General features: G+C 63.2%; 1 protein-coding gene. It reads right to left on the minus strand.

Features of this window, described 5'->3' with window-relative positions; translation table 11 throughout:
• Positions 1-22: 22 nt before the first annotated feature.
• Positions 23-26,254 (minus strand): non-ribosomal peptide synthase/polyketide synthase, encoded by a 26,232-nt coding sequence (locus tag QCE58_RS29870; protein ID WP_309780529.1) that lies wholly within the window; start codon positions 26,252-26,254, stop codon positions 23-25.
• Positions 26,255-26,323: the final 69 nt, after the last annotated feature.

Genomic DNA, 26,323 nt, shown 5'->3' on the forward strand with positions numbered 1-26,323 from the left:
AGCCCGTGGCGCTGTTCGTTCTCTACTTCGCTGATGCACCAATCACATTCATCGATGCGAGGTTCTGTCCGATCATCGCGAGCGACGATGGCAGGCACATCTCGCCATGCATGCAGTCGATGTCGTAGTTCACGATCGAACCGTTCACACACGCTCGCCATTGCGCGCTACGTCGGGGTTGTCCGGGCGCTTCGGAACGCGTCGCCGTGAAATAGACGATATCGCCATGGAACGACCGGGGCGCGTACATCGATTGCAACTGCATGTTCCGTTGCGTCGTGCCGATCAGCGTTGTGACGTGCTCGTCCGTGATATACGCCGGTATCAGCCGATGCTCACGTAGCGCGACCACGCGTTCGGTGGTCGATTGCATTGCCTGAAGCGTGAGCGTGAGATCGGGCGACATGTCCGGGAACGTCGCGGCGAACAGCGCCCATTCATCGACTTCGGATGCAGTGAGTCCGTCCGGAAGACGCGAATCCAGCAACACGAGCTCGCCGATCTTCTCGCCAAGGTTTTGCAGTTGCGTCGCCATTTCGTACGCGAGCAGTCCGCCGAAGGACCAGCCGAGGAGGTGATAGGGACCGTGAGGCTGAACCGTGCGGATGCGCGCGATATAGTCCGCCGCCATGTCGACGATGCTCGCGGGACGGTAGCCGGGCTCCTTCAACGCCGGCGTCTGGACGGCGTAGAGGGGCCGGTCGTCATCGATGATCTTCGCGAGACCCGCATAACTCCACGCCAGTCCGCCGACCGGATGAATGCAGAAGAGCGGTGCGCCGCTCCCCGATGCCCGGATAGGCAGAATCGGATCGAATTCGTTGTTCGAAGGCGCGGCGTTCAGTTGATCGGCGAGTTCCGCGACCGATGGCGCATTGAAGAGAACGCGAATCGAAATGTCCTGGCCGAGCTTCGCGTGAATCGATGCCATCAACTGAACAGCCAGCAACGAATGCCCGCCGAGCGCGAAGAAGTTATCGAAGACACTCACGCGCTCGAGTCCGAGGACGCTGGCAAAGCACTGCGCGAGCGTATGTTCGAGCGAGGTGCGCGGCGCGACATAAGCGGCGAGATCCTGCCACTGCGGATCGGGCAATGCGCGCCGATCGAGCTTGCCGTTGGGCGTGAGCGGCAGCGCATCGAGCGTGACGAACGCCGATGGCACCATGTAATCCGGCAAGCGCGCAGTCACATGCTCGCGAAGCGCATTCGTATCGATAGCGGTGGCGCCAGTGACATAGGCGATGAGCTGCTGGTCCTGCGTCTCTTCACGCCGCGCCCGTGCGATGACGACGGCTTCGCGCACGGCCGGATGACTCGCGAGCTGCGCTTCGATCTCGCCGAGTTCGATCCGGAAGCCGCGAATCTTGACCTGATGATCGTTGCGTCCGAGGAACTCGAGATTGCCATCGGCGCGATAGCGCGCGAGATCGCCCGTGCGATAGATGCGCGCATCGGCAATGAACGGATCGTCGAGGAAGCGCTCGGCGGTGAGCTCGGCACGATTGAGATAACCACGCGCCACCCCCGCGCCACCGATATACAACTCGCCCACGGCACCCGGCGGCACGAGCCGGTAGTGCGCATCGAGCACGTACAGACGCGTGTTGGCAATCGGCCGGCCGACCGATACCGTGGATGACCTATGCGCGTCGCGGCCCGTGCGATAGCACGAGGACCAGACCGTCGTTTCAGTCGGACCGTAGAGATTCCACAGCGCCTTGACCTTCTCGTTCAGACGCGCCGCGAGGTTCGCGGACAACGCTTCGCCGCCGCACAGCGCGGTAAGCTTCGCGCTGCCGCTCCACTGCGTGTCGAGCAGCATGCGCCAGGTGGCCGGGGTCGCCTGCATGAAGCTGATGGCGTGTGCATCGATGAGCGCTTGCAACGCGAGCGGATCGGCCGCATCGTTGCGCGATGCGAGCACGATGCGCGCGCCGGCGCTCAAGGGTAAATACAACTCCAGGCCCGCGATATCGAAGGATATCGTCGTGACAGCGAGCAGTGTGTCGGCGGCGTTCATCGAGGTGATATCGCGCATCGAGCACAGGAAGTTCAGCATCTGGCGATGCTCGATCATCACGCCTTTGGGCTTGCCTGTGGAGCCCGATGTAAAGAGCACGTATGCGAGATGATGTGGTTCGATTCTGGTTTGAGGATTGTCCTCTGATGCATCGAGCGATGCGTCCGGATCGAGCACGCTCAACGTACCCGTATCGCCGAGTGCTTCACGGCCGATGGCATCGGCGAGCAAGAGGCGCGGCGTCGAGTCAGTGAGGATGTGAGTCAGGCGTTCGCCGGGGTAAGCCGGATCGAGCGGCACATAGGCGCCGCCCGCTTTGAGTATCGCGAGCAACGCCACCACCATGCCGATGCCACGCTCCACGCACAGCGCCACGCGATCTTCCGGACGCATGCCCAACTTGATCAAATGATGCGCGAGCCGATTGGCGCGCGCATTGAGTTGCGCATACGTGAGCGTCTGATCTCCAAAGATCAGCGCGATCGCATCGGGCGTGCGCTCGACCTGCTGCTCGAACAACTGATGAATGCACAGATCGACAGGGTACGACGCAGCCGTATCGTTCCACGTCTGGACCAGTAACTGACGCGTCTTGGGCGGCAGCACATCGAGTTGGTCGACGGGCGTCTGCGGTGCCTGCTCGAGTGCCTGCACGAGGCTCGATAACGCTTGCTCCATGTACCCGCACAACTGATCGGGCGAGAGCGGCGCGAGCGTTTGCGCGGTCAAGCCAAGGCTCTCGCCGTTGTCTTCGACAGCGAGCATGAGCGGATAGTTGGTGCGCTCTTCGGCGCCCAGCAGCTCGATCCCCTCGAAGGCATATTGTTCATCGGCGACGGCCTGGTTGTGGCGATAGTTCAGCAGCGCGCTAAAGAGCGGCGCGGGCGCGGCCACGCCACTGCATCGCTGAGCGAGTGCGAGCGGAGCATGCTGATGCTGCAGCAAGGCCGCGAGACGTTGATGCGTGTCACGCACGCTATCGACAACAGAGACATCGTTCACATCGAGGCGAATCGGCAAGGTGTTGATGAGCAGCCCGAGCGCCTGATCGACACCTGCCTGCATGCGCCCGAGCAGCACGGTGCCGAAGACGATGCGGCCATCGCCGGTGCTTGCCGCGTCGAGCACACGCGCCCATGCGAGATGACAGAGACTGGCGAGACTGACGCCGAGGTCTCGCGCCTGCGTGCGCAGACGCGTGTTCAACGCCGCGGGCAACGTCACGCGAGCTTCGGCGACCGAGGAGCCGTCGTGATGCACATCGGTGAAGCCGAAGGGCAGCGTGGGCTCGCTGAGCTCGGCGAGCATGTCGCGGAAGAACGCTTCATGCTCCTGCTGAGTGGCGCCGAGCCGCGCCTGCGCGACCAGATCGCGAAACGGTTGCGCCACATCGAGCGCATCGGCATGGCCCTCGAGCAATGCGCTGATCTCTTTCTGAATCACTTCGAGCGTAACGTGATCGCCGATCAGGTGATGCCACACGAGCAGCGCGAGCCAGCGCGGCGAATCGTGTTCCTTCGCGAGGGTGAGCCGAAGCAGGGGCGCCCGATGCAGAGGCAGGCGTTGCGAGCGCGCATCGAACAGACGCGCGAGTTGATCGACAGCCGGACCGTGTGCGGGATCGAGCTCGATCTCATCGATGGTGACAGGCGCTTGGCGACAGACGACTTGCGCGGGCGTGCTGATGCCGTCGTGGATGAAGGCGGTGCGCAGGATGTCGTGCCGTGCGATGATCCGTTGCAGCGCATCGAGCCAGGCATCCAGACGCTCGCGGCTATCGAAGGCGATGCGCGCGGTTTGCAGATACGGGTCGCCCTCGGTGCTCAGCATGTGATGGAACAGAATGCCTTCCTGCAGCGGTGCGAGCGCGTAAATGTCCTGCACGTTCTTTATGCCGCCCGGGACTTGTTCGACGATGGAGTCGATATCCGCTTGCGTCAAGGCGATGAGCGGCAGCATGGCAGGGGTGAGCGCGGTCGTGTCGGGCGTGATGACATTGGGCGGCACGACGATATCGTGCGCAATCGCACCGCGCTCGATCGATGCGGCAAGCGTGCTGAGCACGGGCGTGGCGAAGAGATCGCGCACATTGGCGTGCAGGCCGATGCGGCGCATGCGTTCGATGAGCGTGACGGCCAGCAGCGAATGGCCGCCGAGCGCGAAGAAGTTATCCTGCCGGCCGACGCGATCGAGGCCCAGCAATTCGGCCCACAGATCGGCGAGCGACGATTCGGTCTCGCCCAAAGGCGCTTCGAAGGGACGCAACGCGAAGGCATCGGCGTGCGGATCGGGCAGCGCGTGACGGTCGAGCTTGCCGTTGGGCGTGAGCGGCAGTGCATCGAGCATGACGATCGCTGAGGGCACCATGTAATCGGGCAAGCGCTCGGCGAGATGCTCGCGCAAGACACTGGCATCGACATCGGCGAGCAGCGTGACATAAGCGATGAGTTGCTGATCCTGGGAGGCTTCGCTGCGGGCCCGCGCGATGACGACCGCTTCACGCACGGCGGCATGATCCACGAGTTGCGCTTCGATCTCGCCGAGCTCGATACGGAAGCCGCGCACCTTCACCTGATGATCGTTGCGGCCGAGGAACTCGATGTTGCCATCGGCACGATAACGTGCGAGATCGCCTGTGCGGTACATGCGATCGCCGGGCATGAACGGATCGTCGCGGAAGCGTTCGGCGGTGAGTTCAGGCCGGTTGAGATAGCCACGCGCCACGCCCGCGCCGCCGATATACACTTCGCCCACCGTGCCGAGCGGCACCGGCTTGCATCGCGCATCGAGCAGATAGACGCTGGTGTTGGCGATCGGCTTGCCGATGGTCTCCTTCAGGTGATCGCCCCTATGCATCTCGATCCACGTCGAGTAAGTGGTCGTCTCGGACGGGCCATACAGATTGCACAATCGTTCGATGTCGGTCTCGGCGAAGATGCGTTTCATCAGCGCGAGCCTGAGCGGCTCGCCCGCAAGGTTGATAGTCTCGACGGATGCGAGCGATGCGCCTGCATCGAGTAGAGAAGTGATCGCCGAAGGCACCGTGTTGACCAGGCTCACATCGTGCGGCTTCCTGGAAAGTGCGAGGACGTTGTCGACGAGATGCACGGTGGCGCCGCAGGTCAACGGTGCGAAGCATTCATAGATCGAAAGATCGAAATTGATCGATGTGGCAAACAGCGTGTGTGAAAGCTCTTTCGATGTAAAGGCGTTCTGCGCCCAGTTCAGGAAGTTGACGGCGTTTCTATGTTCGATGGCGACGCCCTTCGGCTTGCCCGTCGATCCCGACGTATAGATCACATACGCGAGGTTGTGCGGCGCGACCGGTGTTTGCGGATCGGCCTGCGAGAGCGTTTCGTCGTCGGATGCATGAAGATCGAGTACCGTCAGAGTGCCCGTGTCGCCCAACGCATGACGGCCGGCTGCATCGGCGATCAACAATCGAGGCGCGGCATCGGCAAGAATGTGATTCAGCCGTTCACCCGGATACGCAGGATCGAGCGGCACGTATGCGCCGCCCGCCTTGAGCGTGGCTATCAACGAGACGATCATGCCGACGCGCCGCTCCATGCATAACGCGACGCGATCTTCCGGACGCACGCGCAGCGCGATCAGTCGATGAGCAAGCCGATTCGCACGCGCATTCAGCTCCGCATACGTGAGGGATTGGTCTTCGAAGATGAGCGCGGTGGCATCGGGCGTGCGTCGAACCTGTTGCTCGAAAAGCTGATGCATGGAGAGGTGCTCGGGGTAGGCGGCTGCCGTGTCGTTCCATCGATCGAACAACGCATACTCTTCAGGCAACACGAGTTCGAGCGCATGTAACGGTACATCGGGCCGCGCGAGCGCCTGATCCAGCAAGCGCGTGAAGCGTTCGCCGAAACGCACGATAGTCTGCCTATCGAAAAGATCGCTTGCGTAGCTGATGCTGCCCGCGAAGCGGTCGTGCGTGTGAGTCAGGTTCAGCGTGAGGTCGAACTTGGCGCCGGCTTCGGCCGGGGGCAGAAGTTCCAGCGTGAGACCGGGCAAAGCAAGCGCCTCGAGCGGCGCATTCTGCAAGACGAGCATCACTTGAAAGAGCGGCGTACGGCTCGTGTCGCGCGCCGGCGCGAGCGCTTCGACGAGTTTTTCGAAAGGCAGGTCCTGATGTGCGTAAGCGGCGAGCGTCGTATCGCGCACTTGCGTGAGCAATTCGAGCATGCTGGGCGCGCCCGACAGATCCGCACGCAATACGAGCGTATTGACGAACAGACCGATGAGCGGTTCGATCTGTGCATGCGTGCGATTGGCGATCGGCGAGCCGACTGCCACTTGCGATTGCCCGGAGAGACGACCAAGAAGCGTCTGGAGTGTGGCGAGCAGCACCATGAATGGCGTCACGCCTTCTCGATGCGCGAGCGTGGTCACGCGCTCCGACAGGTTGGGACTCAGCGAAAAGGGCAATGTTGCGCCACGTCCGCTGATCCGCGCAGGGCGAGGGCGATCAGTCGGCAGATCGAGCGGTGCGAGTTCGGCGAGCTGAGTGCGCCAGTATTGCGTCTGTCGATCGAGTTCCGCGCCGGCGAGCCAATCGCGCTGCCACAACGTAAAGTCGGCATACTGCACGGCCAATGGCGGCAAAGCGAGCGCTTCGTCATGCAACGCGGCCTCATAGCACGCGCCGAGTTCACGCACGAGCACGCCGATGGACCAGCCATCGGAGATGATGTGATGCATCGCGAAGAGCAGCACATGCTCGTCTTCGGCGAGGCGAAGCAGCCGCGCGCGAAGAAGCGGCCCGTGCTGAAGATCGAAGGCTCGCGTGGCTTCGGCTTGCGTGATCCGGCGGACTTCGGCGGCTTGCGCGTCGGAGGCGAGCGTGCCGAGTTCGACGAGAGGCAGTGCGATCCGCAATTGCGTCGCGATACATTGAACCGCCTGCCCGTCTTGTTGCACGAAGGAAGTACGCAGGCTTTCGTGACGCTCCACGAGGGCATTCAACGCAGTGTCGAGCGCCGGAACATCGAGCGACCCGCTCAGGCGCACGGCTACCGGAATGTTATAGGTCGACTGTCCGGGGTTGAGCTGTTCGAGGAACCACAAGCGTTCCTGCGCAAAAGACAGCGGTAAATGCTGCGGCCGCGTGCGTGCTTGCAGTGTCGGGATTGCGCTCACGCGACCCGTTTCCTGCTGTAAGGTTTCGCCGAGCGAAGCCACCGTCGGCGCATCGAACAATGTTCGTAAGGGCAATTCGATGCAAAGCGCCTGACGCAAGCGCGATACGAGTTGCGTGGCCAGCAACGAATGCCCGCCGAGCGCGAAGAAGTTATCGAAGACACTCACGCGCTCGAGTCCGAGGACGCTGGCAAAGCACTGCGCGAGCGTATGTTCGAGCGAGGTGCGCGGCGCGACATAAGCGGCGAGATCCTGCCACTGCGGATCGGGCAATGCGCGCCGATCGAGCTTGCCGTTGGGCGTGAGCGGCAGCGCATCGAGCGTGACGAACGCCGATGGCACCATGTAATCCGGCAAGCGCGCAGTCACATGCTCGCGAAGCGCATTCGTATCGATAGCGGTGGCGCCAGTGACATAGGCGATGAGCTGCTGGTCCTGCGTCTCTTCACGCCGCGCCCGTGCGATGACGACGGCTTCGCGCACGGCCGGATGACTCGCGAGCTGCGCTTCGATCTCGCCGAGTTCGATCCGGAAGCCGCGAATCTTGACCTGATGATCGTTGCGTCCGAGGAACTCGAGATTGCCATCGGCGCGATAGCGCGCGAGATCGCCCGTGCGATAGATGCGCGCATCGGCAATGAACGGATCGTCGAGGAAGCGCTCGGCGGTGAGCTCGGCACGATTGAGATAACCACGCGCCACCCCCGCGCCACCGATATACAACTCGCCCACGGCACCCGGCGGCACGAGCCGGTAGTGCGCATCGAGCACGTACAGACGCGTGTTGGCAATCGGCCGGCCGACCGATACCGTGGATGACCTATGCGCGTCGCGGCCCGTGCGATAGCACGAGGACCAGACCGTCGTTTCAGTCGGACCGTAGAGATTCCACAGCGCCTTGACCTTCTCGTTCAGACGCGCCGCGAGGTTCGCGGACAACGCTTCGCCGCCGCACAGCGCGGTAAGCTTCGCGCTGCCGCTCCACTGCGTGTCGAGCAGCATGCGCCAGGTGGCCGGGGTCGCCTGCATGAAGCTGATGGCGTGTGCATCGATGAGCGCTTGCAACGCGAGCGGATCGGCCGCATCGTTGCGCGATGCGAGCACGATGCGCGCGCCGGCGCTCAAGGGTAAATACAACTCCAGGCCCGCGATATCGAAGGATATCGTCGTGACAGCGAGCAGTGTGTCGGCGGCGTTCATCGAGGTGATATCGCGCATCGAGCACAGGAAGTTCAGCATCTGGCGATGCTCGATCATCACGCCTTTGGGCTTGCCTGTGGAGCCCGATGTAAAGAGCACGTATGCGAGATGATGTGGTTCGATTCTGGTTTGAGGATTGTCCTCTGATGCATCGAGCGATGCGTCCGGATCGAGCACGCTCAACGTACCCGTATCGCCGAGTGCTTCACGGCCGATGGCATCGGCGAGCAAGAGGCGCGGCGTCGAGTCAGTGAGGATGTGAGTCAGGCGTTCGCCGGGGTAAGCCGGATCGAGCGGCACATAGGCGCCGCCCGCTTTGAGTATCGCGAGCAACGCCACCACCATGCCGATGCCACGCTCCACGCACAGCGCCACGCGATCTTCCGGACGCATGCCCAACTTGATCAAATGATGCGCGAGCCGATTGGCGCGCGCATTGAGTTGCGCATACGTGAGCGTCTGATCTCCAAAGATCAGCGCGATCGCATCGGGCGTGCGCTCGACCTGCTGCTCGAACAACTGATGAATGCACAGATCGACAGGGTACGACGCAGCCGTATCGTTCCACGTCTGGACCAGTAACTGACGCGTCTTGGGCGGCAGCACATCGAGTTGGTCGACGGGCGTCTGCGGTGCCTGCTCGAGTGCCTGCACGAGGCTCGATAACGCTTGCTCCATGTACCCGCACAACTGATCGGGCGAGAGCGGCGCGAGCGTTTGCGCGGTCAAGCCAAGGCTCTCGCCGTTGTCTTCGACAGCGAGCATGAGCGGATAGTTGGTGCGCTCTTCGGCGCCCAGCAGCTCGATCCCCTCGAAGGCATATTGTTCATCGGCGACGGCCTGGTTGTGGCGATAGTTCAGCAGCGCGCTAAAGAGCGGCGCGGGCGCGGCCACGCCACTGCATCGCTGAGCGAGTGCGAGCGGAGCATGCTGATGCTGCAGCAAGGCCGCGAGACGTTGATGCGTGTCACGCACGCTATCGACAACAGAGACATCGTTCACATCGAGGCGAATCGGCAAGGTGTTGATGAGCAGCCCGAGCGCCTGATCGACACCTGCCTGCATGCGCCCGAGCAGCACGGTGCCGAAGACGATGCGGCCATCGCCGGTGCTTGCCGCGTCGAGCACACGCGCCCATGCGAGATGACAGAGACTGGCGAGACTGACGCCGAGGTCTCGCGCCTGCGTGCGCAGACGCGTGTTCAACGCCGCGGGCAACGTCACGCGAGCTTCGGCGACCGAGGAGCCGTCGTGATGCACATCGGTGAAGCCGAAGGGCAGCGTGGGCTCGCTGAGCTCGGCGAGCATGTCGCGGAAGAACGCTTCATGCTCCTGCTGAGTGGCGCCGAGCCGCGCCTGCGCGACCAGATCGCGAAACGGTTGCGCCACATCGAGCGCATCGGCATGGCCCTCGAGCAATGCGCTGATCTCTTTCTGAATCACTTCGAGCGTAACGTGATCGCCGATCAGGTGATGCCACACGAGCAGCGCGAGCCAGCGCGGCGAATCGTGTTCCTTCGCGAGGGTGAGCCGAAGCAGGGGCGCCCGATGCAGAGGCAGGCGTTGCGAGCGCGCATCGAACAGACGCGCGAGTTGATCGACAGCCGGACCGTGTGCGGGATCGAGCTCGATCTCATCGATGGTGACAGGCGCTTGGCGACAGACGACTTGCGCGGGCGTGCTGATGCCGTCGTGGATGAAGGCGGTGCGCAGGATGTCGTGCCGTGCGATGATCCGTTGCAGCGCATCGAGCCAGGCATCCAGACGCTCGCGGCTATCGAAGGCGATGCGCGCGGTTTGCAGATACGGGTCGCCCTCGGTGCTCAGCATGTGATGGAACAGAATGCCTTCCTGCAGCGGTGCGAGCGCGTAAATGTCCTGCACGTTCTTTATGCCGCCCGGGACTTGTTCGACGATGGAGTCGATATCCGCTTGCGTCAAGGCGATGAGCGGCAGCATGGCAGGGGTGAGCGCGGTCGTGTCGGGCGTGATGACATTGGGCGGCACGACGATATCGTGCGCAATCGCACCGCGCTCGATCGATGCGGCAAGCGTGCTGAGCACGGGCGTGGCGAAGAGATCGCGCACATTGGCGTGCAGGCCGATGCGGCGCATGCGTTCGATGAGCGTGACGGCCAGCAGCGAATGGCCGCCGAGCGCGAAGAAGTTATCCTGCCGGCCGACGCGATCGAGGCCCAGCAATTCGGCCCACAGATCGGCGAGCGACGATTCGGTCTCGCCCAAAGGCGCTTCGAAGGGACGCAACGCGAAGGCATCGGCGTGCGGATCGGGCAGCGCGTGACGGTCGAGCTTGCCGTTGGGCGTGAGCGGCAGTGCATCGAGCATGACGATCGCTGAGGGCACCATGTAATCGGGCAAGCGCTCGGCGAGATGCTCGCGCAAGACACTGGCATCGACATCGGCGAGCAGCGTGACATAAGCGATGAGTTGCTGATCCTGGGAGGCTTCGCTGCGGGCCCGCGCGATGACGACCGCTTCACGCACGGCGGCATGATCCACGAGTTGCGCTTCGATCTCGCCGAGCTCGATACGGAAGCCGCGCACCTTCACCTGATGATCGTTGCGGCCGAGGAACTCGATGTTGCCATCGGCACGATAACGTGCGAGATCGCCTGTGCGGTACATGCGCTCGCCAGAAGCGAAGGGGTCGGCGACGAAGCGCTGCGCGGTGAGCGCCGCGCGCCGCAGATAGCCGCTCGCGAGACCCGTACCGCCGATATACAACTCACCCGTCACGCCGAGCGGCACAGGACGCAGGAATTCATCGAGAACATAGGCTCGCGTGTTGGCCAGCGGTCTCCCGATGGGAATCGACATGCCGTATGCGATGTCATCGTGATAGGCATGCGTCAACACGCCCACGGTCGTCTCGGTCGGGCCATAGTGATTCAGAATGCGCATGCCGGGCTTCAGTGCCTGCACGCGGCGGATCCAGTCGGAGCGCGTCGCTTCCCCGCCTAGCACGAGCAATTGCGTCGGCAATGCAGGCGCGGTGTCGAGCGTAACGTCAACGAGCGCGCGCAAATGTCCGGGCACGATCTTGAGCACATCGATTCCGCGCTGACGCATGTACTGCCCGAACAGATAGCTATCAGTGGTGCGGTCGTTCGACAGCACATGCAGCTCGTGGCCAGCGACCAGCGCACCGAACAGAATCGTATTGCCCAGATCGGTCGCGATGGTCGAAGCGAGGGCCATCTTGCACGGCGCGAGCACGTTCATCCTCGCAAGCACGCCGCTCAGATAGTTCGATAGATTCCGATGACTCAGCACGACGCCCTTGGGCTTGCCGGTCGAGCCGGACGTGTAGATCACATACGCGGGGCTGTGCGACTGCAGGTCAATGGCGGGATCGATATCGGGACATGCTTCGATACGGCACGCTTCGTCGTCGGGACAAACGATCGAGACGTTAAGCGCGACCCGTGAAAGACCGTCGAGCAGCGATGTCTGAGTCACGAGCAGCGATACATCGGCGTCGTCGAGCATGTACGCGAGGCGCTCGGCGACCGAGGCGGGGTCGAGCGGCACATACGCAGCGCCTGCCTTGAGTATCGCCATCAACGCGACGATCATGTCGATGCCGCGCTCCATGCACAACGCGACGCGATGTTCCGGTTCGACGCCAAGCGCGATGAGATGGTGCGCAAGCCGATTAGCGCGCGCATCGAGTTGCGCATACGTGAGGGATTCGTCTTCGAAAACGAGCGCGATCGCATCGGGCGAGCGTCGGACCTGTTGGGCAAAAAGTTGATGGATACTCAAGTGCTCGGGATACGCAGCAGCGGTGTCGTTCCATCGCCTGAGGGATGCATGCTCTTCGGGTAGCACGATGTCGAACGCGTGCAGAGGCGCATCGGGTTTTTCTAGCGCTTGTTCGAGCAGACGCGCGAAGCGTTCCCCGAGCCTTGCAATCGTGTGCTCGTCGAAAAGATCGGATGCGTAGCTCAGGCTGCCGGTAAAGCGCCCTTGCGTGTGCGCGAGCTTCAACGTGAGATCGAACTTCGCGCCGGCTTCGGAAGGAGGCAGCAATTCGAGCGTGAGTCCGGGCAAGGCGAGCGGCTCCGCCGGGGCGTTCTGCAACACGAACATCGACTGGAAGAGCGCCGTACGGCTAGTATCGCGAGCGGGCGCGAGTGCTTCGACGAGCTTCTCGAACGGCAAGTCCTGATGCGCGTACGCGGCGAGCGTCGTATCGCGAACTTGCCTGAGCAATGTACGCAACGAAGGCGAGCCGGAGAGATCCGCGCGCATGACGAGCGTATTGATGAACAGGCCGATGAGCGGCTCGACTTGCGCATGCGTGCGATTGGCGATCGGCGAGCCCACCGCGATATCCGTTTGCCCGGACAAACGCGCGAGGAGCGTCTGGAAGACGGCGAGCAGCAGCATGAAGGGCGTGGCGCCTTCGCGTTGCGCGAGCGCGATCAGCCGCTCGGAAAGCGCCGGGCTGAGGGCGAAGGGCAAGCTGGCACCGCGCCCGCTGATGTGCGAGGGCCGGGGGTGATCGGTCGGCAGATCGAGCGGCGCGAGGCCTTCGAGCCGATTGCGCCAGTACCGAGTCTGTCGTTCGAGTTCGGCGCCGGCGAGCCAATCGCGCTGCCACAAGGTGAAGTCGGCGTACTGCACATCGAGCGGCGGCAACGCAGCAGGCGCGTTCGACAACGCCGCCGTGTAGTACGCGCCGAGTTCACGCACGAGCACGCCCGTCGACCAGCCATCGTAGATGATGTGATGGATCGTGAACAGCAGGACATGCTCTCGCGCGGACAGGCGCAGCAATCTCGCTCGGAGCAGCGGACCCTGTTCAAGATCGAATGCGCGTGTTGCCTCATCTTGTGCGAGGCGGCGGACTTCGGTGGCCTGCGCATCGGCATCGAGCGTATCGAGCGCGATCAGCGGCACGGTGACCTGCGCTTGCATTGCGATGCGTTGAACCGGAACGCCGTCGTGTTGCGCGAAGCAAGTGCGCAGGACTTCATGCCGATCGATGAGCGCGTTCATCGCGGTCTGCAACGCCCGAGCATCGAGCGATCCGGTGAGACGCACGGCCACTGGAATGTGATACGCGGACTGACCCGGGTTGAGTTGCTCGAGGAACCATAAACGTTCCTGCGCGAAGGACAACGGCAGATGCGCGGGGCGCTCGCGCGTCTGCAAAGGCGGCAAGATGCTCGCGCGATCCGAAGGCGCATCGAGCGTCAGCGCTTCGGCAAGCAAAGCGACGCCAGGCGCATCGAACAGCGTCCGCAAGGGCAGCTCGATCGCAAGCGTCTGACGCAAACGCGAGACGAGTTGCGTAGCAAGCAGCGAATGGCCGCCGAGCGAGAAGAAGTTGTCGAAGACGCTCACGCGTTCGAGGCCGAGTACATCGGCGAAGCACTTCGCGAGCGTGTGTTCGAGCAAGGTGCGCGGCGCGACATACGCGGCAAGGTTTTGCCATTCAGGATCGGGCAACGCGCGACGATCGAGCTTGCCGTTGGGTGTCAGCGGCAGCGCGTCGAGCAGCACGAAGGCCGACGGCACCATATAGTCGGGCAGACGAGAACGTGCATGTTCCCGAAGTGCCTCGATGTCGATATCGCCGGTTGCCGTAACATAAGCGACGAGTTGCTGATCCAGCGTTTTTTGATGCCGCATGCGGCCGATGACGACAGCCTCGCGCACCGACGGATGACTGGCGACGTGCGCTTCGATCTCGCCGAGCTCGATACGGAAGCCGCGTATCTTGACTTGATGATCGTTGCGTCCGAGGAACTCGATATTGCCATCGGCGCGATAACGCGCGATATCGCCGGTTCGATACATGCGCGCGCCCGCGATGAACGGATCATCGATGAAACGTTCGGCCGTGAGTTCGGGCCGGTTCAGATAACCACGCGACACACCCGCGCCGCCTATAAACAACTCACCGATCGCGCCCGGCGGGACCCGCCGAAGGTGCGCATCGAGCAGATAGATGCGCGCGTTGGCAATCGGCTTGCCGATGACCGGCTGCACCTGGTCTGCCGTGATCTCGGTAAGCGCCGCATCGACGGTGCATTCAGTCGGACCGTAGACGTTGAACGCGCGAATCTGTTCAGCGTTCGCCAGTCGATTCCACGTCTGTTGTGTGATCGCTTCGCCGCCGATAAGCAAGGTCAGCTTCGACCGCCGGCGTTCGAGCAGGCCGCTTGCGAGCATGACATCGAGTTGAGTGGGCGTGCAGTCGAGCACGTCGATATCGGCGTTGTTCAGATAGTCGATGAGCACCGCACTATCGGTGCGCACGTCGGCGGGAATCACGATCAGTCGATGACCTGCAAGCAGCGCCGTGAGGCTCTTCAATGAAGAGTCGAACGCGATGCTCGCGTTCAGACCGATGCCGGAGCGCGCGGCGCAACGTGCGAACACCGTCGATTGCAGCGCGTAATGCAGATTCACGACATGGCGATGTTCGACCATCACGCCCTTGGGCTTGCCGGTGGAGCCGGAGGTGTAGATGACGTAGGCGAGATGATGCGGTGCGACGTTCGTTTGCGGGTTCTCTTGTGGGAGCTCGTCATCGAGCGATGCATCGATTTCGAGTACGCCGAGCGCGCCGGTGTCGCCCAATGCTTCCCGGCCCGCGGCATCGGCGAGCAGCAGACGCGGCGCGGCATCGGTGAGGATATGGTTCAGGCGCTCGCCCGGATAAGCCGGATCGAGCGGCACGTAAGCGCCGCCTGCCTTGAGTATCGCCATCAACGCGACGATCATGCCGATGCTGCGCTGCATGCACAGCGCGACGCGATCGTCCGGCCGGACGCCGAGCGCGATCATCCGATGCGCAAGCCGATTCGCACGCGCATTGAGTTCGGCATACGTGAGCGAATCGCCTTCGAATACCAGCGCGGTCGCTTCAGGCGAGCGTCGTACCTGCTGCTCGAACAGACGATGGACGCATGCATCTTCGGGATGCGCCTCGGCCGTGTCGTTCCATCGTTCGAGCAGCGCATGCTCGTCAGGCAGCACCAGTTCGAACGCGTGCAAGGGCGCATCCGGTTGATCGAGCGCCTGTTCGAGCAGACGCGTGAAGCGTTCGCCCATGCGCACGATCGTCTGTTCATCGAACAGGTCGGTCGCATAAGCGAGCGTGCCTTGGAATCGATCTTGTGTATGCGTCAGATTCAGCGTGAGATCGAACTTCGTGCCGGCATCGGCGGGGCGCATCACTTCCAGCGTCAGGCCGGGCAGCGCGAGCGGCTCCATCGGCGCGTTCTGAAGGACGAACATGACCTGGAACAACGCCGTGCGGCTGGTGTCGCGAACCGGCGCGAGCGCTTCGACGAGCTTCTCGAACGGCAAGTCCTGATGCGCGTAAGCGGCGAGCGTGGTCTCACGCACTTGCGCGAGCAGTTCACGCAGCGACGGCGATCCCGAAAGATCGGCGCGCAAGACGAGCGTGTTGACGAACAGGCCGATGAGCGGTTCCGTCTGCGCATGCGTGCGGTTTGCGATCGGCGACCCTATGGCGATGTCGTTTTGACCGGACAGCCGCGCGAGCAGCGTCTGGAAGACGGCGAGCAGCAGCATGAACGGCGTGACGCCCTCCCGATTCGCAAGCGCGTCGATCCGTTCGCATAACGCGGCACCTACCGCGAATGGCACACTCGCACCGCGTCCGCTCATTTGCGATGGACGTGGGCGATCGGCGGGCAGGTTCAGCGGTGCGAGTTCGGCGAGCTGATTGCGCCAGTATTGCGTCTGACGGTCGAGTTCTGCACCCGCCAGCCAATCGCGCTGCCACAAGGTGAAGTCGGCGTATTGCACGGCCAGCGGCGGCAGTGAAACAGGCTCATTGCGTAACGCAGCCGCATAGCCCGCACCGAGTTCACGCACGAGCACGCCCGTCGACCAGCCATCCGAGACGATATGATGCATCGTGAACAGCAGCACATGTTCGTCTTGTGCAACGCGCAGCAGGAGTGCGCGCAGCAACGGACCGCGCTGAAGATCGAATGCCCGCGTGGCTTCGTCCTGCGCGAGTCGACGCAGTTCGGCGGCGTGCGCACCAGATGCAAGCGCATCGAGCGCGATGACCGGCAGCGCGATGTGCAAGTGCGGCGCGATGCATTGCACGGCCTGTCCGTCGTATTGCGCGAACGTGGTTCGCAAGCTCTCGTGACGCTCCACGAGCGCGTTCAGCGCGGTCTCGAATGACGGCACATCGAGCGATCCGTTCAGACGCACCGCGACTGGAATGTTATACGCGGATTGTCCGGGATCCAGTTGTTCGAGGAACCACATACGTTCCTGCGCGAAGGAAAGCGGCAGATGAGCGGGTCGCTCGCGTGCTTGCAGAGGCGGCAAGGCGCTCGCGACGCGACGTGACTCATCGAGCGCAAGCACTTCGGCAAGCGCTGCAACGCTCGGCGCATCGAACAAGGCACGCAGCGGCAAGTCGATGGAGAGCGCTTGGCGCACGCGCGAAACGAGTTGCGTGGCCAGCAGCGAATGACCGCCCAGCGAGAAGAAGTTATCGAACACGGCGACACGTTGAAGGCCGAGCACACTGGCAAAGCATTGCGCGAGGGTTTCTTCCAGCGATGTGCGCGGCGCGACATATGTGGCCTGATCCTGCCACTGCGGATCGGGCAATGCGCGACGATCGAGCTTGCCGTTGGGCGTCAGCGGCAAGGCATCGAGCACCACGAACGCCGAGGGCACCATGTAATCGGGTAAGCCCGATGCAAGATGTTCGCGCAACATGCCCGCGTCGATCTCGTCCGTACCGGTGACGTACGCGATGAGTTGCTGATCCTGCGTCGCTTCATGCCGCGCGCGCGCGATGACGACAGCCTCCCGCACCGACGGATGACTCGCGATCTGCGCCTCGATCTCGCCGAGTTCGATACGGAAACCGCGAATCTTGACTTGATGATCGTTGCGTCCGAGAAATTCGATGTTGCCATCGGCGCGATAGCGTGCGATGTCGCCGGTGCGATACATGCGCCCGCCCGGTACGAAGGGATCGTCGAGGAAGCGCTCAGCGGTGAGTTCGGGACGGTTCAGATAGCCGCGTCCGACACCCGCGCCGCCGACATAGAGTTCGCCCACGGCGCCGATAGGCATCAGGCGGCGCTCGGCGTCGAGCAGATAGATGCGCGTGTTCGCGATGGGACCGCCGATCGGCACCGGGTTCGACTCTTCCGGCAGGCACCGATACGCGGTCGCCCAAACCGTCGCTTCCGTCGGACCGTATTCGTTGTAGAGGGCGACCGGTCGAGGCAGCGTGGAGCTTTGCTTCGCGAGTCCGGGCGGGCACGCCTCGCCCGCTACGATGATCTCGCGAAGCTTATGATCATCGCTCGACGACATACTGTCGAGAATGGCCTGACCGAGCGACGGCACGCACAACACACGCGTGATGTCGCGGTGCCGCACCAGTTCGATGATCGCGTCCGGGTCTCGCGCGGTATCGAGATCGACGAGCGCAAGACAGCCTCCGTTCGTGAGCGTGCCGAAGAGGCCCGCGACGGAGCTGTCGAACGCGAGCGACGACAGCAGCAGGAAGCGTTCGTTCGGTGCGCGCTCATAGAACCGGTGCCGCGCGAAGGTGGACGCGACGAGCGTTCCGTGCTCGATCGCCACGCCTTTGGGCTTGCCGGTCGAACCCGATGTGTAGATCACGTAAGCAAGGTTGCTCGGCCTGACGTTCGGGCGCGGATCATCCTGCGGATACGCGTCGTCGAGCGCTGCTTGCGGATCGATGACAGTGAGCGAACCCGTGTCGCCCAATGCTTCGCGACCGGCGGCATCGGCAATGAGCAGACGAGGCATCGCATCGGTGAGGATATGCGTCAGGCGTTCGCCCGGATAAGCGGGATCGAGCGGCACGTACGCGCCGCCTGCCTTCAGTATCGCCATCAACGCGACGATTCCTCCGATGCCGCGTTCCATGCAGAACGCGACGCGATCTTCCGCTTGCACGCCGAGCGCGATCAGCCGATGCGCAAGCTGGTTCGCGCGCGCATCGAGCTGCGTGTACGTGAGCGACTGGTCCGCGAAGATGAGCGCGAGGGCATCCGGCGTGCGCCGGACTTGCTCTTCGAAGAGTTGCTGAATGCAAACATCGTCGCGATAAGCCGTTGCCGTGTCATTCCATCGTTCGAGGAGCGCGTGCTCCTCGGGCAGCACGATGTCGAGCGCAAAGAGCGGCGCATCGGGCTGATCGAGCGCCTGTTCGAGCAAGCGCGCGAAGCGCTCGCCGAAGCGCGCGATGGTGCGTTCATCGAAGAGGTCGGTGGCGTAGTTCAGGCTGCCGGTCAGATGGTCTTGCGTATGAGTCAGGTCCAACGTGAGATCGAACTTGGCGCCGGCTTCGGCCGGTGGCAGCGGTTCCAGCGTGAGGCCGGGCAGCGCGAGTGGTTCGAGCGGCGCGTTCTGTAACACGAACATCACCTGGAACAACGCGGGGCGGCTAGTGTCCCGAACCGGCGCGAGTGCTTCGACGAGCTTTTCGAACGGCAAATCCTGATGCGCGTAAGCAGCGAGCGTCGTTTCGCGGACTTGCGTGAGCAACGTACGCAACGACGGCGATCCCGAAAGATCGGCGCGCAGCACGAGCGTATTGACGAAGAGGCCGATGAGTGGCTCGATCTGTGCATGCGTGCGATTGGCGATGGGCGAGCCGACGGCGACATCGTTCTGTCCGGAAAGGCGCGCAAGCAGCGTCTGGAACACGGCGAGTAGCAGCATGAAAGGCGTGACGCCTTCCCGCTGCGCGAACGCATACAGCCGTTCGCACAGCGCGGGGCCGAGCGCGAAAGGCAAGGTCGCGCCGCGTCCGCTGATCTGTGCGGGGCGTGGACGGTCGAGAGGCAAGTCCAGCGGCGCGAGATCGGCAAGACGACCGCGCCAGTATTGCGTCTGGCGTTCCAGTTCCGCATCGGCGAGCCAGGCACGCTGCCAAATCGTGAAGTCGGCGTACTGCACGGGCAAGGGCGGAAGCGCAACCGGCTCCTTGCGCACGGCAGCCGTATAGCATGCGCCGAGTTCGCGAACGAGCACGCCGATAGACCAGCCGTCCGAGACGATGTGATGCATCGTGAACAACAGGACATGTTCAGCGGATGACAACCGCAGCAATCGCGCGCGAAGCAGCGGTCCATGTTGAAGATCGAAGGCGCGCGAGGCTTCGATCTGCGCGAGACGGCGGACCTCGGCGCTTTGCTCATCGGCGACGCGTTCATCGAGTTCGATGATCGGCAGCGCGATCTTCAGGCTGGACGCTATGCATTGCATCGCTTGGCCGTCGTGCTCCACGAATGATGTGCGAAGGCTCTCGTGACGTGCCACGAGCGCGTTCAACGCGGTTTCGAATGCGTGAACATCGAGCGAGCCGGAAAGGCGCACGGCGACGGGTATGTTGTACGTCGATTGTCCCGGATCGAGTTGATCGAGGAACCACAAGCGTTCCTGTGCGAACGACAGCGGCACTTGCGCGGGACGCGGCAACGCTTGCAACGGCGGGCGCGCCCCGGCGCGATGAGCCGTGTCCTCCAACGCGTCGGCGAGCGCGGCGACGCTCGGCGCATCGAACAGCGTGCGCAAGGACAATTCGATCGACAGGGCTTCGCGCAGTCGCGAGACGAGTTGCGTGGCGAGCAGCGAGTGTCCGCCAAGCGCAAAGAAGTCATCGAAGATGCTCACGCGTTCGAGGCCGAGCACGCTGGCAAAGCACTCGGCAAGCGATGTCTCGAGCGATGTCCGCGGCGCGACATACACGGCGAGGTTCTGCCATTGCGGATCAGGCAGCGCACGTCGATCCAGCTTGCCGTTCGTCGTAAGCGGCAAGGCATCGAGCGTCACGAACGCGGACGGCACCATGTAATCCGGCAGACGCGAACCGAGATGCTCGCGAAGGTCGCTCGTGTCGATGTCGGAAACGCCGGTGATATAGGCGATGAGTTGCTGATCCTGCGTCGCTTCATCGCGTGCGCGCGCGATGACGACGGCTTCGCGCACCGCCGGATGACTGGCGATCTGCGCTTCGATCTCTCCCAACTCGATACGAAAGCCTCGAACCTTGACCTGATGATCGTTGCGCCCGAAAAACTCCAGACTGCCATCGGGACGATACCGTCCGAGATCGCCCGTGCGATAGAGCCGCGCGCCCGGAACGAAGGGATCGTCGATGAAACGCTCCGCGGTCAGCTCGGGCCGATTGAGATAGCCGCGCGCCACGCCCGCGCCGCCGACATACAACTCGCCGACCGCACCGACAGGCGCGAGCCGCTGTTGCGCATCGAGCAGATAGATCGTGAGGTCAGGAATGCGCACGCCGATCGGGCTGTGGCTGTCCGCGCAGTCTTCGCGATCGAGCGGTCGATAAGTCACATGCACGGTCGTCTCGGTGATGCCGTACATGTTGACGAGGCGCGGATGCCGATCCGAATGACGCGCGTACCACGGCTCCAGCATCGAAGGATTCAACGCCTCGCCGCCGAATATCACATAGCGCAACGCGGTGGGCGCATCGTTCGTCTCCTGCGCCTGAATCAATGCGCGAAACGCGCTCGGTGTCTGATTCAGTACGGTCACGCGTTCCCGCTGAAGCAGTCGAAGAAAGTCGGGCGCGAAGCGCGCAAACTGTTGCGGCACGATCACGAGCTTGCCGCCATAACGCAGCGCGCCCCACATTTCCCAGACCGAGAAGTCGAAGGCGAACGAGTGGAACAGGCACCATACGTCGCGTTCATCGAAATTGAACCAGTCGTGCGTCGCATCGAAGAGGCGAACGATCTGCGCGTGCTCGATCATCACACCCTTGGGCTTGCCGGTAGAACCGGACGTGTAGATCACGTATGCGAGATGCGCCGGAGCGACGGCCGTGACCGGATCGTCTTGCGAGATGTCGTCGTCGAGCGATGCATCGGGATCGATCACGGTAAGCTCGCCCGTATCGCCGAGCGCCGCGCGGCCGGGGGCGTCGGCGAGCAACAGGCGCGGCGTCGAGTCGCTGAGAATGTGGCTCAGGCGCTCGCCCGAATAAGCGGGATCGAGCGGCACATAAGCGCCACCGGACTTGAGGATCGCGAGCAACGCGACCATCATGCCGATGCCACGCTCCACGCATAACGCGACGCGATCTTCCGGTCCCACGCCCAGCGCGATCAGACGATGCGCGAGCCGGTTCGCTCGCGCATTGAGCTTCGCATAGGTCATGGATTGATCTTGGAAGACGAGCGCGACCGCGTCCGGCACGCGCCTGACCTGCTGCTCGAAAAGCTGGTGAATGCACATGTCCGATGGATACGAAGCCGTGTCGTTCCATGTCTTCACCAGCAGCTCGTACGTGTCGGGCGGCACGACGTCGAGCTGATTCACCGGCGTTTGCGGCGCTTCTTCGAGTGCGTGCGCAAGGCTCGACAAAGCCTGCGCCATATATCCACAGAGCTGTGCGGGCGACAGCGGCGCAACGGTCTGCGCGATGAGACCGAGACTATCGCCGTTGTCATCGACGCACAACGTCAGCGGATAATTGGTGCGCTCTTCGGCGCCGAGCAGTTCGATGCCGTCGAAGGCCGTGTGCCGGTCGTCGGATGCGCGATTATGACGATAGTTGAGCAGCGCATTGAAGAGCGGCGCGGGCGCGGCGACGCCGCTGCATCGTTGAGCGAGCGCGAGCGGGGCATGCTGATGCTGCAGCAGCGCGGCGAGACGGTCATGCGCAATACGCGCGCTGTCAGCGACGGAAGCGTCGTCGATGTCGAAGCGAACCGGCAAGGTGTTGATTACGAGCCCGAGCGCCTGGTCGACGCCCGCCTGCATGCGTCCGAGCAACACGGTGCCGAATACCACGCACCCATCGGAATCCAGTGCGCTGCCCGCGTTCAACACGCGCGCCCACGCGAGATGACAGAGACTCGCGAGACTGACGCCGATATGCCGGGCCTGCGCGCGCAGACGCGCATCGAGTTCGGCGGGCAGCGTGATCTGCGCTTCGGCGACGGCCGAGCCGTCGTGATGCACATCGGTCAAGCCGAACGGCAACGTGGGCTCGCTGACATCGGCGAGCATGTCGCGGAAAAAGGCTTCCTGCGCGTCATGGTTCGCCCCGAGCCGGGCCTGCGCGACAAGGTCGCGGAATGGTTGCGCCGCGCCCAACGCGTGCGCGCGGCCATCGAGAATCGCGCCGATTTCCGCATGCATGACCTCGAGCGTCGCATGATCGCCGATCAGATGATGCCAGTTCAATTGCATCAGCCAGCGATCCCCGCTCGCGTCGCGTGCGATTGCAATCTGCATCAGGGGCGCGCGAGCGAGATCGAGGCGCTGCGTGCGCGCATCGAAATGATGCGTCAGATCGTCGACTTCGACGATCGTCACGGGCGCATGACGCAGGACGACTTGCGCCGCCGTCGTCACGCCTTCGTGAACGAACGCAGTGCGCAGAATGTCATGCCGCGCGACGACCTGTTGCAACGCATCGACCCATGCATCGAGACGGGCGCGGCTGTCGAACGCGAGGCGCGCGGTTTGCAGATACGGATCGCCTTCCGTCGTGAGCATGTGATGAAACAGGATGCCTTCCTGAAGCGGCGCGAGTGCATAGATATCCTGAACGTTAGAGATTCCGCCAGGCATTTGATCGACGATGCGATCGATATCCGTCTGCGTCAGCGAGATGAGCGGCAGCATGTCCGGCGTGACGGCGCTGTTCGCGGGCGTGATGACATTGGGCGGCACGACAATGTCGGACTTCGGCGCGGCGTAATCGATGGCATCGGCGAATGCGCTGAGCACGGGCGTCGCGAAGAGATCTCGCACGCTCGCTTGCAGCCCGATGCGCCGCAAGCGCTCGATCAACGTCACCGCGAGCAGCGAGTGGCCGCCGAGCGCGAAAAAATTGTCATGCCGACCGACACGTTCGATTCCCAGCAGTTCAGCCCACAGTCCGGCAAGCGCGCTTTCGGTGCGACCTTGCGGTGCTTCGAAGGGACGCAGCGCGAAGGCGTCGGCTTGCGGATCGGGCAACGCGCGGCGATCGAGCTTGCCGCTCGGCGTAAGCGGCAGCGCATCGAGCGCAACGAACGCGGCGGGCGTCATATAGTCGGGAAGACGCGTGCTCAGATGTTCGCGCAAGTCGCTGGCATCGATGCCGAATTCATCGCGTGCGGTGACATAGGCGATGAGTTGCTGATCCTGCGAGCCGGGCGTGCGCGAACGCGCAATCACCACCGCATCGCGCACGGCCGGATGACTCGCGATCTGCGTCTCGATCTCGCCGGGCTCGATGCGGAAGCCGCGAATCTTGATTTGCAGATCATTGCGTCCGAGGAATTCGATATTGCCGTCGAGATGAAAGCGGGCGAGATCGCCGGTGCGGTACATGCGTGCGCCGGGCACGAACGGATCGTCGAGAAAGCGCTCGGCCGTGAGCTCGGGACGATTCAGATAGCCGCGCGCGACACCCGCGCCGCCGATATACAGCTCGCCCACCGCGCCAGGCGGCACCGTGCGACGCCGTGCGTCGAGCACATACGTGCGCGTGTTGGCGAGCGGCTTGCCGATAACCGGTCGCGCCTGTTCATGCGTGATCTCCGCGAAAGTCGCATCTACCGTGCATTCGGTCGGACCATAGACGTTGAACGCACGTATGCCTTGTGCGCGCGCAAGACGGCTCCACGTCTGCGGCGTGAGCGGTTCACCGCCGACGAGCACGGTCAGTGGCGCTTGCCGTCGTTCGAGCAGACCGGCCGAGAACAGCGATTCGAGTTGCGTCGGCGTGCAGTCGAAAACGTCGATACCGGATGTGTCGAGAAAATCGACGAGCGCCATCGCGTCGGTGCGCACATCGGCGGGAACGATGACGAGCCGATGCCCGGACAGCAACGCGGTGAGATTCTGCACGGACGCATCGAAGGCGATGCTTGCGTTCAGCGTCACGCCCGCATGCGGCGCGCACTGCGCGAACACGGTCGATTGCAACGCATGATGCAGGTTCATCACGTGCCGGTGCTCGACCATCACGCCCTTGGGCTTGCCGGTGGACCCCGACGTGTAGATGACATACGCGAGATGATGCGAGGCGAGGGCGGGCACATGCGGATCGTCGTTCGGCAGCGCATCGTCGAGCGATGCATCCGGATCGAGCACCGTAAGCGCGCCGATATCACCGAGCGCGTGACGGCCCGCTGCATCGGCGACGAGCAACCGAGGCGAGGCATCGCCGAGTATGTAACTCAGACGTTCGCCCGGATAAGCTGGATCGAGCGGGATGTAAGCGCCGCCCGACTTGAGTATGCCGAACAACGCGACGATCGCGCCGATGCCGCGCTCCATACACAAGGCGACGCGATCTTCGGGACGCACGCCGAGCGCGATAAGCCGATGCGCGAGCCGGTTCGCGCGCGCATTGAGCTGCGCAAACGTGAGCGATGCGCCATCGCAGGCGAGTGCGACGGCGTCGGGCGTGAGCCGTGCCTGCTGCTCGAGAAGCCGATGAATGCACTCATGCTCCGGATACGGCGCGGTCGTGTCGTTCCAGCGTTCGAGGAGCGCCTGCCTTTCAGGTAACACGAGCTGAAGCGTATGCAGCGGCGCATCGGGCCGATCGAGCACTTGTTCGAGGAGACGTGTGAAGCGGCGCGCGTGCGCCTCGACGGACTCGGGCGTATAGAGCAACGGATTGCCATCGAACATCAATTCGATGCCAAGTTCATCGCCCTGGTCATGCACGATCAGCGCGAGATCATCGGGCGTGCCATAGAACGAGCGATTCGAGCCGATGACGCAGCCCGCGAAGTTCAGCGCACGGCTGTACTCCGGCATGATGTTCACCGTGGGACCGAAGAGCGGCCTGTCGGCTTCGATGCGGCCGACATCGCGCCGGATATCTTTCACGCGATAACGCTGATGACGCAGTACGCGGCGGCTTTGCCGCGCGACGGCATCGAGAAGATCGACGATGGTCGTGCGTTCGTCGACGATCGCTCGTAACGGCAGCGCATTCGACAACATGCCCGGCACGCTTCTCGCCAGACGTCCGACGCGTGCGGTGACGGGCAACCCGAGCACCACTTCGGGCTGGCCGCTCAGACGTGCGACATAGGCGGCCATGACCGCCGTCATGATTTGCGGCCAGGTCGTGCCGTTGCGTTCGGCCATATCGCGCATGCGCGCGGTCGTGTCGGGCGACAAACGGATCCGCGCGCTCGCCTGCGAATAGGCTTCTGCGGGCATCGGCTCGGGCGCCATGCATGCCGAGAGGATCACAGGCTCGGGGCAACCCGCCATGTATTCGTGCCAGAACTGCCGATCGTTTTCGAAGGCGCTGGACGCGCGATACGCGGCGTCGTTATCGAGGAGATCGGCAAGACGCGCCCAGCCGGACGGTGCGGGATCGTCTCCTTGGATCAGTGCCGAGTAAATGGCTGCGAGCCGCTGCGTGAACAGCAAAAACGAAAAGCCATCGAACGCTACATGGTGAATCCGCTGGAAGAAGAAGAAGCGCGTGGGGCTCGCCTGAAAGAGCTGCCCATCGAATAGCGGCCAATGGCCGAGGTCGAAGGCGGTGGCCAGCGCGATCTGCACAGCGCGATCGATCGCTTCCAGCGGATCGGGTGCATCGCTTACATCGACCACGCGCAGTGTGAAGTGCAACGGCTCATCGGGAACGGTCTGACGCGGCAAGCCGTCGGTGACGAAGAGGCGCACGCGCATGCCTTCGGCTTCGTCGATGGTTTGCCGCAGCGCTGCCTGAAGCGCATCGACATCGAGCGGTCCGATGATCTCCGTGAGTTGAGCAAGATTGAAGCGCGGATCGCGCAAATCGAGTTGCTGTCGAAAGAAGATGCCCGATTGAGCGGGCGTGATGGGAAAACCGTGCATGGCGTCGATCCGTAGTGGAGAGCACGCGCGTGCTCTGAAAGCGATAGTCGAGAACGTCGTCATCGGAAC

The organism is Caballeronia sp. LZ028, from assembly GCF_031451415.1.
In the GTDB taxonomy this organism is placed as follows: Bacteria; Pseudomonadota; Gammaproteobacteria; order Burkholderiales; family Burkholderiaceae; genus Caballeronia; species Caballeronia zhejiangensis.

Coding starts and splice junctions, on each gene's coding strand:
- QCE58_RS29870 (WP_309780529.1), bottom strand. CDS start 26,254: ATGCACGGTTTTCCCATCACGCCCGCTCAATCGGGCATCTTCTTTCGA.